The following is a 12,270-nucleotide window of genomic DNA, read 5'->3' as shown; positions in this document are numbered from 1 at the left end:
GTAATGAAAAGCTAGTTTTACTGGCTTTTCTTTTTATATGGAGGAAAAATAAATGCAAATGCAAAAGCTAAAAAAGGAAATCGAAAAGAAGATTGCTGATCTAAGGAAACACAGCGAAAGCAGTGCAGACGTTGCCCAGGGAATGCTGGATGTTTTGAATAATTGTAGTTCAACTACAGTTCAAGATTATAAAGATTACTTGGACGACATTGAAGGGTCCTTGGCAATATGGAAGTAGAAATTACTAAACATTTGCCTATTCTTACTGAAAAGAACTACTACTCAGATACTCATTATCTGAGTAGTAGTCGTTTTAAAGAATATCTCAAGTGCCCTCTCAGGCAGTTAATGATTGATTTAGGCTTTTGGAACTCCCCTAAAAGTTCAGAGACTTTCTTAGTTGGGAATTATGTTCACAGCTACTTTGAAAGCAGAGAGGCTCATGAGAAGTTCCTACAAGAGCACGAAAAAGAAATCATCTCTACTAGAGGTGCAACCAAAGGCCAGCCAAAAGCAGCTTTTAAAGTTGCTGATAAGATGATTGCTTCTCTTGAAAAAGAGTCGTTGTTTAATCGTCTATATCATGGCGGAAGTGATGATATAGTTGAAAAAGAAAAAATCATCACAGGCTTCCTAGGTGGGATACCTTTTAAATGTAAGATAGATAGTATCAACCTATCAGGTGGATACTTTGTAGATTTGAAAACAATGGAATCTATACAAAAAGAAACCTTTTCACCTACATTAAAGTCTTACACAAAGCAGGCTGTCTATAATGTTGTTGAGTATCAATATAATTTGCAGTTCTATATTTATCAGCAATTGCTGAAGCAAGAACTCGGTTATGAACTCACGCCTTATATGGTAGCAATAAGCAAGGAACCTATTCCAGACAAAGAGATTATCTTGATTGATGATGATGTTCTGGAAAGTGGTGAAGCAATTTTTTTATCGAATATTGATATTGTTAAGCAATTCTTAGACTCCAACGCTTATCCAAGCGGTTGTGGTCATTGTGATTATTGCTTAACACATAAAAAGCTAGAGCATGCTATCACTTTAAGTGATTTAGTGAATAAATAAGTTAATAAAGAGCTGTGCTCTTTTTTATTTTGGAGGAAAAACAATGGAAAACACAACAGAAGTAGCAAACATGATTCAGTCTATGATGGAAAGAACGATCAAAGCTGAGGTAGAGTTAGCTAAAGCAGAAATGAAAGCCGAAATGGATCGGGAAAATCTTCGAAAGGATTACGGGGAATTCTATGAAGCCTTAGCGCGTGCGCAAGCTAAATTTGAAAACCCTAAAAAAACTAAGCTAGCGAAAGGAAAGTCCTATGACTGGACGTACTCTTCGTTAGCGGATATCCTGGCAGCAACTGAGCCTCATTTAAACGCGGAAGGAATTTTCTTTTCGCAACATACTCGCTTCAATTCATCTGGTTTAGGGACGACTGTAGTAGTTATCACAGAGCTTATGTTTAAAAATGGGCTAAAGATATCACAGGAAAGTCATCCATTAAACTATAATTTGAATATGCATCAGGAAGCACGTTCAAAAATCTCCTATTTAAGGAGATGTGCGGCAACTGATATTCTAGGAGTTGAGGGAGAAGAAGATGATGACGGCCAGTTTGCTGCTCTAGAAGCTGCACAAGCAAATAAGTCTAATAATACTCGTAACTTTGAAAACAAGAGTCAAAAGACACAGAATGTTGCTACAGAAAAACCTTCAGTAAGCACGACACCTTCTGTGAAAAAGGAGGAGCGTTCTGCTGAAGAGATTTTAAAATCTGGTATTGAACGTGCTAAAAGTGTAACAACTGATGAAGGTAAAGCTCAATTGGATCAATTGATTGGCCAATGGGAAGCAATGCCAATTAAAGACGCAATTAAAGCTGTATCAGCTTATGTGCGTCAACAGTTAGATATTGTAGCTAATTAATACCATTTAGAAACCCCTATTTTTGGGGATGGAGGAAAACGATGGATTATCAGCAACAACAATTAATATGGTATCTGTTCTTGACAGAAGGCCTATTAAGAATTATAAGCATTGTTTTTTTAGTCTTGATTGTCAAGAAAATCCTTGGGATCAAGATTGTATTTAAAGCCATAGCTTTTTTGTTGTTTAGTGTTCTGGTTATTATTGCTAGAATTAGAGGATAAGAAATTTTGGAAGAAAAAAAGGTTGTCATAATTGGCAGCCTTTTCTATTTTTGGAGGAAATAATATGCTTTCTAATGTTAAAAAAGCCTCATGGCTTCAATCCCACTATCGTGATTATTCTAAAAGATGGTATTTGGCTGACGAAGCAAGGTTAAACGCTATATTCAATCGTGAATATAAAATTTGGCTAGATGAAGAAACAGCTGCCATCGAGGAAGAGCAACAAGCGCATATTGATAAACAAGCCAGTCGAATGCAGGCGGTTTATCGAGCTGTTTATGGTGTTGACTTTGAGTCTGATTCAAGAACGAGTCGATTCAATGCTTGTAAACGTGCGCAGGCAATCCGAGACCTATGGGTGCCGGATATTATGGTGGAATAGGGGTTGGCTATGAAAGAACTGTATTTAAGGTTACTTAATGCAATTCCTGCATCAGATTTTCTTTTTATCAATCAAGGTAGAACCTGGGAGCTGACTGCACGAAATAAAGAGCAACAAATGATTCTTTATTTAGAAGTTGGCGAAGAAGAAGCTGATTCGATGTTAGCAGCTTTATCCCAGATGTCTCAATGAAAGGGGCAGATATGAGTTTTTTAGATTATAAGGATCAACTCACCAGACTCTTTCATAAAGATACTAAGTATTTTATTATGGCCTTGATGTCAATAGAATATGGTATTGATGATGAGAAAATCTTAGAGAGGGTATACAATGATTGGTTGAATATGGAAGGGGCAGATAATAATTCGTTTGTTTCAGATGAGATCAATCAACTAATTTTAGAAGAAAAATAATTAAAAAGGGCAATGGAAGAGCCTTTTTTAATTATTTTGGAGGAAAAACAATGAATAAACAAAATGTATTCGTGAAAGTCAATGGCATACTTTGGGGATGGAAATTTTCATATGAAAATTCTGTCCAGCTAAAAGATTATATTGCAGATAAAATGTACTGGTTGAAAATATCTCCAGAGTTTTCAAAATTCTTTGGAGAAAATATTGTTCTCAGGGATCGTTACTTTAATGGTCTTATCAGAGGATTTGAAGAATCAGTAGACTCTCATGATAGTTCAGTATTTAATTACCCACCTATAAAAGGTGGTCCGAAAATTGAAATCGTCTACGGTAAAGATGCCATGGAAGATAAGCATAATATTCCTAGATACTCGTTCAATGAGGATGGATATCTGTATAAGGAATATGATAATTATGTTTCTGATAGTATCGAGACAGACAGAATACCTGTTAGTTTTGCTACTTTCTCAAAGTGGACCTATTCCTTTGAACCGATTATAGAGGATTTTCAGGAATTTCTTATTGATTTTGTTGGTACTGGCTTTCTTTATGATTTTTGGAAGGGGAATCTAGCATATATTGAACCGTCTAACGTAGATTCTGTTAGACAATTTGTATATGATTTAAACTCCTGGACAACAAAAGGCTATCGAAACAATAATAACTTTGATTTCGATAGCGAAAAAGTCGTGGCCGTCGTCGATTATCAGAAAGCTATTTCTGGCGAATCAAATGAGTTTGTGGAGTTGCTCCAGAAAATCATTGTGGTTGAAAATCGAAGATTGGACTACAGCTTTAAAGACCTATTCGGTCCAGATAGCCATCCAGCATCTATAGTGACTAATTTCTGCAGCAAAAATCTAAAAGAGTTTCTGAGTGATTATTTAGTGGTGCTAGGTTACTATGAATTTATACAAAAAGTTGATCTAGCAACTATTAGCCAGGAAGAACGTGATTTATCTTTTTATTTGGCTCAAAGCTGCTTGGGATTGAATGGTGAAGATTGTCAAAACATCGAGAAGAAGAATCTAGCTTATGTAAGCAGATAAGGAGGAAAAGTATGATAAACATTATCTACAATAATAACGTTGAACACGCGCCTAAAACAGGTGCTCTTCGTCCAGCTAAGCGCTGGGCAGCAAAGTTTAAAGATAAAGGAATTGAAACAATTGTGCGTCCGTTTTCTTTAGTCTTGAATGCTGAATTTTTGAAGCGAGGGATTGACTTCGATCATTATTTGGTGGTTTATGATGACCAACAACCAAATAAATATCTTACAGAAGATCTTGATATGTCTCTTGAAGATATTATTGGTTATTTCCGTCCTCGAAAAGAGCGGAGTATAGAAATGAAGATTCTTCTAGAGCGTTTATACGCAGGGTAGAAGAAAGAGCGCGTGTATTAGAAAAAGAAGCTAGCAGGAAGTTTTCTTCCTGCAGTTTCTAAAAATAGAAAAGGAAAAAATAACATGAAAAATTTTAAAAACCTGTTTACATATAAGTTTCTAGGTGGTAAGTACGAGGTTTACCTTGAAGTTAGTAGCTATCAAAACAATGGTAACCTTGCGCTTATCGCAAAAGAGGTGGATGGTGATGGATCTATCACCCCTATCTCAGTTAATATTGTGCCTTTACCAAAGGATCAATTTTGTTTGGATACCAATAACTTATCACCCGAACTTATTGATGTTCTAAAAAAGGCAAAGGTATTTAAGCAAGTTGGTTATAATATTCAAAGTGGTTTCTGCCACTATCCAGTTTGCGAATTAAATCAAGAAATTAAAGGTTTTTTGAAATAAATACAGTATGTATATTATGTATTATATTTATGATATTTGTGTTTGTGAAAAATAAAAAGCTAGCTCCTAATGGACTAGCTTTTTTTTTTTTGGAAGAAACGGAAGATGTGGATGGCACCTTCCGATTTGTTTTAAAAGACCCCGATATGAAGGAAATTTAGAAAATCGGGTTAATCAGAAGCACCTAGGTAAAACAACGGTCTAGGAACTTCCTCATCTCTTATAAAACTATTATATCTTGAATAGTTTTTTTTTTCAACTGAATTGGCAGGAAATTTATAAACAGTTATTTTGCTACCATAGACTACCCTTTTTATGGAGAAACAGGTAAAATATAAATTATGAATGAAAGAAAGGATTACTAATGACTAACGATTTTAACCAATATGATGATTTAGGAGATTTAGAGCAAAAAAGCCGGGCCGAACTTATATTAGAAAGATTGAGGAAAATTTTCACCCAAAATCGTTTGGTCAGGTATCTATCCAGGAAAGTTCTGTTACGAAAAGTTCTGATATTTTACGCTCTATTATTGCCTATTATTTGTTTAATTCTTGGAGGAATTTATTCTCCAGCGCGTGAAACTTTCTCAAAGGAACAATTAGCATCAAAACAGGAGTTTGAAAATTCGACTGGTGAAATCGAGTTGATTAGCCAGACATACTCGAAAGATAATGGCATGATGGTCTTTGAATTTGAAACTTCTGATAGCACATCAGCTATTAAGAAAGGCATTAATGCTAATAACTTAGAGTGGAAACTGTTTACCTCACCTGGTGTTGATACCAAGAACACACAAATGGAAGTTATACCTCTTACAGATAATAAGATAGATGTCATTGTTAAAAATGTTCCTAAGAACTATGGAGTTCTATTAGTTCGGATAACGAATAAAACTGTTTCAGGATCTGATGTAAATGTAGATATTCAAGATTATGAAGACTACAAAGCAACCCAAAAGGAGCAGAATCAAGAGAAAGAAAAATCAAACTACGTTGATTTCTATATTACCCATCAGAATGGTAAATTAAAATATTCAAGGCTAGATAATATTTCTCGTGAGAATTTTGCACTTCAGGCATTTAATGAAGAATTAGATTTCCAAAAAGAGCAAGTCAAAAAACTGGAAACAGCTATAGAAAATCTAACTAAGAGTATTGAAGAGGACCAATCAACGATTGAGCAGCTAGAAAGAGAAGGACAATACTTAGTTGGTAGCAAGCTTAATGAGAATCAACAGAATATTTCCGGCATGCAGAGAGAAATAGAGGTTAAAGAGTCAAAAATTGATAAAGCAAGAGATAATATCAATACCTTGAATTCTGTCATTGAACAATTGGAGAGTAACATCAAACAAATTAAAGATGGGACTTATCAATTTAATGCTCCTGTCCAATCTATTAAGAAAGTAATAGAGTAGAAAATATAAGGCCTTTCATAATTGGAAGGTCTTTTTTTAGACCTCTTTTTTTCTTCTCTATGGTAGACTATACAATTTTTATAAAAACCATTAAAATAGGAAATAGATTTATTAAAGGAGATTTCAATACATGGATGATAGACAACAAGAAACCAATAATATGACCTGGGGAATGCCACGAGGATTGTACCAACAGCTTAAATATTATGGAATTCCCATCTTGAAAGCAGGATTTGTAGCAATGACATTTATCCTGGGGCTGCAGCTTTCAGGAAGTGTTTTTCCAGTAGATCAACCTATTCAATTTATTGTGTGTCTAATTCTAATGACTATTCTATCGTTCTTCCTGATCCTACCGTCTCGTTCAGGTGGAACAAATGCAATGGCCATCTTCTACTTTCATATAAAGCGTAAAAAAAGATATATTTCTATAGATAGGAATGCCTATCCGGATCCCAAAGAACATCAAAGAAGGCGTAAGTTGAGGAGGATTTAATCAAGTGAGTAATACAAAAGATAATCCATCATTAAAACAATTGTCGAAGACTCCATACGCGGATGAGTATACGACAGATTTTACTGAAAAGGTAAAAAAAGACGTTAACAACTATATCGCTTACGGTCGAGAAGAACAAATTGCAAAAGTATTTAAGATTTTATTAAACACGCGCAAAAACTCTCCTACTCTAATTGGTGATGCTGGTGTCGGAAAGTCAGCTATTGTTGAAGGAATCTGTGCTGAGATTGCTCTTGCAAAAGAAGGAAAAAATCGTGTACGGATTCCAGATGAATTTAAAGATATCCGAATTCGTTCATTAGAACTAAGCTCAATCATCAATGAAAAAGATGGAGAAAATGCCTTATCTCGTCTAAAAAAGATTGTAGAAGAAATGTCCTTATATAAGAAAGAAAATATTCTTTTCATTGACGAGGTCCATACGATTATGGGTTCTGGCTCAGATGGTGCCTTGGATATTGGAAATGCTCTGAAACCAGCTTTAGCTCGCGGAGAGATTTATTTTATTTCTGCTACAACATATGAAGAGTTTACCATCATTGAAGAAGACGCAGCTATGGAGCGGCGGTTGAACCCCATCTACATTAATGAGCCGTCCAGGATTGAGGCGCTTGAAATAATTTCAAAGGTCAAGAACAAGAATGAAAAAGAACATTTTATTTCGTATGAAAAAGAAGCGTTAGAAGCAGCAGTGGACTTTTCAATTCGTTACATGGCAGATAAGCAACTACCTGATAAGGCGATTGACTTAATTGATGAAGCTGGTTCTGCTGCGTATTATGAAGAACGTGATAAAGTTACTATTCGGGACATTGCGCAGCTTATCCATGAAAAGAAAGGTATCCCTGTTGAAACGATCCTTCGTATTTCTCGTCATGAACCAGTAAATTATGAGGAAGAAATAAAAAAGGTTGTTAAAGGACAAGACCATGCTGTTACACAAGTTTGTCAGATACTAAGAAAATCAGCAACCGGTATGAAAGATACTGGTAGTCCCGCATCGATTCTTTTCATGGGAACAACTGGCACTGGAAAAACCGAATTAGCTAAACAAGTCGCTAAAGTTTATTTTGGTGATGAAAATGCGTTTTTGCGACTCGATATGTCTGAATACTCAGAAGAAGATGCTCCTTCAGCTTTAATAGGAGATAGAGCGAATGGAAAGAAAGGTATTCTAACAGAGTTTGGAAAGACCAAACCTTACTCAGTAATCTTGCTGGATGAGATGGAAAAAGCTCACAAAAGTGTAAACAACCTATTACTAGGTCTATTAGATGCTGGCCGGCTAAAGAATGCAGATGGTCGATTGATTAATTTCAAAGAGTGTATCATTATTGGAACAACCAATGCAGGGCATCAGACAATTCGTGATAAATTTAGAATATCAGGTGGATTTGGAGCTCTTAGCCAACAAGAAAATAAAGCCTTTATGAAAAATCTTCATAAAGATTTAGCGCTTGATTTCACACCTGAAATGATTAATAGATGGAATTCTATTATTGTCATGAATATGCTATCTGAAGATGTTATTTATGAGATAACTGATAGTCGTGTTCGAGTAAAAGAACAAGAGTGGTTGCGTGACCACAACATTATCGTCCAATATCTTGATGATGAAAATAAAGAAAATCGAGAAGGTATTTATCAGTACCTCAAAAACATTGGGACTGATGAACTAAATGGAGCACGTCCTTTGGCGCGTGCGATAGAGACTGTTCTGACAAATCCAATTTCTGATCAACTTTATTACATTCAGAGAGAAGATGCTGAGAAATTAAAAGCTACTATTACTCTATCTGGTCAACCACCTAAGCATGAGCCGGATCAAAGTGGACGGTATAGTGTTGTTGATAGACGTATTGTTAATGTCAAATTAGAAAAAATGGATGGCAATATGAACCTACAAGTATCATAGGCTTTACAAATAGATAACAGACATATAAAATATTACTATAAATAAATTTTAAAGATGTAGGAGTTTTTAAAAAAATGAAGGAAATGTCACAAAAATTCAAACAGCGTATAGGAAAAACAATGACGGCAGTAGGAACTGTTGTATTTTCAACATTGCAAAATTCCCTGGTCCTTGCGAATGGAGAAAATCCTTTAGACAAACCAACAAAAGCAGCAACTGGTCTTAGAGAATTGATTCAAACCGGCTCAACAATTGTTGCTGTTATAGCAGTGATGATATGTGGAGTACTGTTCATGTTTGGTGATAATGGTAAACGAAAAGCTTCATCTTGGCTACCATGGATTTTCTTGGGAGTAGCTGTAATTTCAGGTGCTACTGCCCTTGTTACATGGTTTTCATCGTTCTTTAGCTAGAAAGGAAAGATTTTATGTCTGAACAAATGTTTGGATATAAAGGGAAGAGGAAGGTCTCAATTCCGGACCCCCTCTTTCTTTATATCGAATGGGAGGCTCGAGCCAATCCGGAAAACAATGAGCGCATTAGAGAGTTGATTGAAGATTTAGATATGGAATACTTTCCAAACTCTAAAAATAGCATCAAAAAGTCATTACCTTTTTTAACGTTCATGCAGGCTGAAATGCTTTTTAAAGCTATAAAATCAACTTTTGAGTATTTTCAGTTCGAAGGGATTGCACTAGCTTCACAACTTAAAGGGAATAAGTTGACTGGAAGGCCTACTACAGATAATCAACCCATTGTTTCCCCTTTTATTATTGATCAGAATTACAAAAATGTTGTGATTCCGCTGGTTGAGTCATCTTTTAGGGATGAACGATTCCAGGAATACAGTTATGAGCAGCTGGCTCGTTATTTTACAGGAATTGAATATAACCTTTTTAATCAGTATGGAAAGAGTTTAGGATTATCTCTTGCAGAAATCCCTCAATTCCCATCAGCAGATGATATCCAAAAAATTGGTGCTTTGCCTCGTACCAAACATAACGAGCAGCCAGTTCAGGAGCTATCTAGTTCATATTCTACAGAAAAAGCAACTCAAAAATCAGACTATTATGCAGGATATAAAGAGCCTGTCAAGCGAGATAAATTGACCTTGGGTATTGGAATTGCTGGTGGAACTCTTGGAGCAATCTGTTTGCTACTATGTATCGTTCTGGCTCTACAAGTTAAACAACAGAAAAATAGTATATCTTATTTAAACTCTGAATTAGCAAACGCTCAGACCATTCAAAAAAATGAGCATGAAGCTGACGTATTTGGACGTTTCTTCTTAACTTACTATTATACAGGAAACAAGGAACTGCTGAAACCTTTTCTATCAGATGGTGATGCTCGATATACTCAGCCAGAATCTGCATCGATATTGAGCACGATTTTGAAAAAGGTTCAATTGAATGAAGACGGAAAGACATATACAATGTCTTATGTTGTAACAGTTAAAGATTCTGCAGAAAAAATCAGCATCAAACAAATTTCTTTTGATTGTGTTGAGAAAAAATCAGCCGATTATGGTTGGGTTGTTACTGCTGAGCCTATTGCTGAAGATTATGGACCGGGTTCATCATCTAATACTTCAAGTTCAGATCAGACTGCTGGATCTAACAATGAAAGTAATAATTCCTCAGAAAACAAAGAGTAGGAGGTGATGGTTCTTGGCAATGGCAAGTGATTATCAAAATAAATTTTGGTCAAGCTTAAAAGAGATGGCCGACGCCCTAGAAAAAGCAAAAGCTTGGAATGGTGGTGGGCCAAATGATTCAGCCAATTCTTGGAAAATCAATGAGGAAAACACACAAATAATTGGCTCTTTTCTTAAACAGTGGAGTGTTTATCTCTCCCCTGTTTACCAAATTATGGCCCCACTTTACATGATACCAGGTTGGTTTGTAAAAATGTTTTACGCTTTTTCAGCCGCCTTAGAACATGTGTTCAACAATATTTTTGCTCTTTTTGGATTTTTCCAGAACTTAGAGCAAAATAGTTTTGTTGGGAATGTCTATACATGGCTGAGAATATTTGGTATTGCAGTATTTTTACTATTTGTGGTAGTTCGTATTGTTATGAGTTGGATGGGAATAGCTTTTAAATACAAAGAGTTTATCAACCATCTTATCTTGGTCACAGCATCAGTCTCATTGTTACCTCAAGCATTAATCTCTTTCTCTTCTATGTGGGCGGGTGCAAGTAGTAAGCTTCTTGCAACATCTACAAATAAAGATGGGGAAACTAATCAATCGTTATCAATCCAACCTATTCAGGATAATATAACGGATGTAATGCAGTTAGTTAAATACAATTTTGATGCAGAGAAATTAGGTCGAGAGGCAAAAGATAATGGCTATATCAACCCCTCAAAATTAAAAGGTGTTCAATTAAATACCATTAATGATAAAAATGTTTATGCATTAGACTTCACAAAGACCTATGGAGCTACTGATAAAGAGACACTTGATTACTTTGCAGATAAAAGTGGTGACAATCCTAACTATTATGGATTAGCAGCAGTGTTTCACTCTGCCCTAGATTCGTTTGAGTACGATAAAAAGGGCAATCCTGAATTAGTAGTTGTACAAGGTTACAAATCAAAGGGATTTTTAGAAGCTTATAATAACCTAAACATAAAAACTTATTTAAGGTATAGGGTTAATTGGATTACTTTATATGTTCAACAGGTAATGTTGATATTATTGCTAATTGGTTTATTGCTAAATACAATTCAAGCAATATATCGAGTTTTACTATCTGCTGTGGTTGCGCCCATTGTTGGATATACCTCAGTTGATGACTCATCAAAATTTCTAGATTTACTTCAATCAATTTTTGCTGGTATCGCTGGCATCTGGTTTGAAATTCTTATTGTAAAATATGGTTTATGGTTTATTACGGCCTCTAGGACGGTCTCATTAAAGGGCTTTGGTTCATTTATGGACGGTCTAGGATTCTTCGAGAATGCTATAGCCTCAGCAGCATTGTATATCGGTGTATTTATAGCAACGGCTCAAGGATCACGCGCTATTGAAAATTGGTTAGGTATTCAAACTGGATCAAAGAGTGGAATGATGCAAGCCGCTGGAGCTACTTATGCAGCGCATCGTATTAGCCGTTCTGTCCCTAATTCTCTATTTGGAAAGTATGATACTAGAACAGGCAAACGCCATGGAGGTTTGATGGGTAATAAGACTGCTGCCCTTAATAGAGCAACAGATTTTGGCGGAAGAGCTATTAGAGGAGCAGGATCAAAAATTACTCGTGGGGCTGGAGCAATGGCAGGCGTCTATCAAGGTACAAAAGAACAAGGATTTGGAGCTGCAGCTAGAGCATTAACTAGCAATATGAGAGAAGGTGGAAATAAATCTGGATTCATCAATCCAGTTCAATCTGCTAAAGAAAATTACAATAGAGGAAAAGAAAAAGGTTATGGACTTTTCCCTAAAGGTAATGAATCAGCAAATAGTGGATCTCAATTAGATGCTCTTTCTCACAATAATTCAGGCCATGCAAATCCTGAATGGCAACCAGCAAGTCCTAATAATTCTAAAAAGAACCCAGAACCGGCAGAAAGCAAAAAGGATAAGTTAGACAAACTTGGAAAAAGGAAGGAGAAAAAACTTTAAATAAAAAAGGCGTACTTTAGAGTA

General features: G+C 35.7%; 16 protein-coding genes. All 16 read left to right on the top strand.

The genetic code is table 11. The annotated features are described in order from the left end of the window. Positions 1–58 precede the first annotated feature (58 nt). The 16 genes from RSK81_RS12790 to RSK81_RS12715 all read left to right on the top strand — a co-directional run bounded on the left by RSK81_RS12790 (position 59) and on the right by RSK81_RS12715 (position 12,246). Positions 59–238 carry a hypothetical protein gene (locus RSK81_RS12790; protein ID WP_315687832.1) on the top strand — a complete coding sequence of 60 codons (180 nt, stop codon included), beginning with the start codon at positions 59–61 and terminating at the stop codon, positions 236–238. Beyond that, positions 229–1,083 (top strand): PD-(D/E)XK nuclease-like domain-containing protein, encoded by an 855-nt coding sequence (locus RSK81_RS12785; protein WP_315687830.1) that lies wholly within the window; start codon positions 229–231, stop codon positions 1,081–1,083. The genes RSK81_RS12790 and RSK81_RS12785 overlap by 10 nt, the downstream gene beginning before the upstream one ends. A gap of 43 nt (positions 1,084–1,126) precedes the next feature. Next, positions 1,127–1,945, top strand: a complete 819-nt coding sequence (locus RSK81_RS12780) for an ERF family protein (RefSeq protein WP_315687829.1) — start codon at positions 1,127–1,129, stop codon at positions 1,943–1,945. A 41-nt stretch (positions 1,946–1,986) separates the two neighbouring features. After that, the gene (locus tag RSK81_RS12775; RefSeq protein WP_315687828.1) at positions 1,987–2,169 is read left to right on the top strand and encodes a hypothetical protein; all 183 of its coding nucleotides are present in this window, start codon (positions 1,987–1,989) and stop codon (positions 2,167–2,169) included. A 31-nt stretch (positions 2,170–2,200) separates the two neighbouring features. Next, complete coding sequence (locus tag RSK81_RS12770) at positions 2,201–2,551, top strand: hypothetical protein (protein ID WP_315687827.1); 351 nt, start codon at positions 2,201–2,203, stop codon at positions 2,549–2,551. A 9-nt stretch (positions 2,552–2,560) separates the two neighbouring features. Then, positions 2,561–2,743 carry a hypothetical protein gene (locus tag RSK81_RS12765; RefSeq protein ID WP_315687826.1) on the top strand — a complete coding sequence of 61 codons (183 nt, stop codon included), beginning with the start codon at positions 2,561–2,563 and terminating at the stop codon, positions 2,741–2,743. An 11-nt stretch (positions 2,744–2,754) separates the two neighbouring features. Then, positions 2,755–2,964, top strand: coding sequence for a hypothetical protein (locus tag RSK81_RS12760; RefSeq protein ID WP_315687825.1), 210 nt, complete (start codon positions 2,755–2,757; stop codon positions 2,962–2,964). A 50-nt stretch (positions 2,965–3,014) separates the two neighbouring features. Beyond that, the gene (locus RSK81_RS12755) at positions 3,015–4,013 is read left to right on the top strand and encodes a hypothetical protein (RefSeq protein WP_315687823.1); all 999 of its coding nucleotides are present in this window, start codon (positions 3,015–3,017) and stop codon (positions 4,011–4,013) included. Between the two features lie 11 nt (positions 4,014–4,024). Continuing rightward, positions 4,025–4,348, top strand: coding sequence for a hypothetical protein (locus tag RSK81_RS12750; protein ID WP_315687822.1), 324 nt, complete (start codon positions 4,025–4,027; stop codon positions 4,346–4,348). A gap of 84 nt (positions 4,349–4,432) precedes the next feature. Then, positions 4,433–4,762: a DUF4313 domain-containing protein gene (locus tag RSK81_RS12745; protein WP_315687820.1), complete on the top strand. Its 330-nt coding sequence runs from the start codon at positions 4,433–4,435 to the stop codon at positions 4,760–4,762. A gap of 364 nt (positions 4,763–5,126) precedes the next feature. Then, a complete protein-coding gene (locus tag RSK81_RS12740) occupies positions 5,127–6,182 on the top strand; it encodes a hypothetical protein (RefSeq protein ID WP_315687818.1) in 1,056 nt (351 codons plus the stop codon). A 130-nt stretch (positions 6,183–6,312) separates the two neighbouring features. Then, on the top strand, positions 6,313–6,678 hold the full coding sequence (locus tag RSK81_RS12735; protein WP_315687816.1) for a hypothetical protein: 366 nt from the start codon (positions 6,313–6,315) through the stop codon (positions 6,676–6,678). Positions 6,679–6,682: 4 nt separating this feature from the next. Next, positions 6,683–8,614 (top strand): ATP-dependent Clp protease ATP-binding subunit, encoded by a 1,932-nt coding sequence (locus RSK81_RS12730; protein ID WP_315687815.1) that lies wholly within the window; start codon positions 6,683–6,685, stop codon positions 8,612–8,614. Between the two features lie 74 nt (positions 8,615–8,688). Then, positions 8,689–9,027, top strand: a complete 339-nt coding sequence (locus RSK81_RS12725) for a TrbC/VirB2 family protein (protein ID WP_315687814.1) — start codon at positions 8,689–8,691, stop codon at positions 9,025–9,027. A gap of 14 nt (positions 9,028–9,041) precedes the next feature. Continuing rightward, complete coding sequence (locus RSK81_RS12720) at positions 9,042–10,271, top strand: hypothetical protein (protein WP_315687813.1); 1,230 nt, start codon at positions 9,042–9,044, stop codon at positions 10,269–10,271. Between the two features lie 19 nt (positions 10,272–10,290). Further along, positions 10,291–12,246, top strand: a complete 1,956-nt coding sequence (locus RSK81_RS12715) for a pLS20_p028 family conjugation system transmembrane protein (protein ID WP_410530921.1) — start codon at positions 10,291–10,293, stop codon at positions 12,244–12,246. The last annotated feature ends 24 nt before the right edge of the window (positions 12,247–12,270 follow it).

This window comes from Streptococcus sp. DTU_2020_1000888_1_SI_GRL_NUU_041A (genome assembly GCF_032387735.1).
Taxonomy (GTDB): Bacteria; Bacillota; Bacilli; order Lactobacillales; family Streptococcaceae; genus Streptococcus; species Streptococcus sanguinis.
The sequence above is the reverse complement of the archived record's forward strand: the minus strand, read 5'-3'. Positions and strand labels throughout refer to the sequence as shown.